1 protein-coding gene is annotated in these 266 nt (G+C 63.2%); it reads right to left on the bottom strand.

The window, feature by feature from the left end; all coding sequences use genetic code 11:
- The coding region (locus R2R70_RS20680) for a phage portal protein (protein ID WP_410979002.1) at positions 1 to 266 on the bottom strand (266 nt) is incomplete at both ends.

Below are 266 nucleotides of genomic sequence, written 5' to 3'. Positions count from 1 at the left end.
CGCTGAACTCGGCGTAGTAGCCTTTCGCCTTCTCCGCAGGCGTGAAGCAGCCGCGCTTGATCGCGTCTTCAATGCGCGCGATCCACGGACGCAGGCAGTACGTGAGGACGCCGAGCGTTTGCTGCTCCAAGCCCGATCCCCACGACGTGGAGTTCGACGTGCTACCTGCCATGTGCGGCGGCACACCGAACCAGCGGCAGATTTCCTCCACGTTGAACTTCTGCGACTCCAGCAACTGCGCGTCGGCAGGCGACATCGTGATCTGC

The sequence above is a fragment of the Cobetia sp. SIMBA_158 genome (assembly GCF_046566945.1).
GTDB lineage: Bacteria > Pseudomonadota > Gammaproteobacteria > Pseudomonadales > Halomonadaceae > Cobetia > Cobetia amphilecti.
The sequence above is the reverse complement of the archived record's forward strand: the minus strand, read 5'-3'. Positions and strand labels throughout refer to the sequence as shown.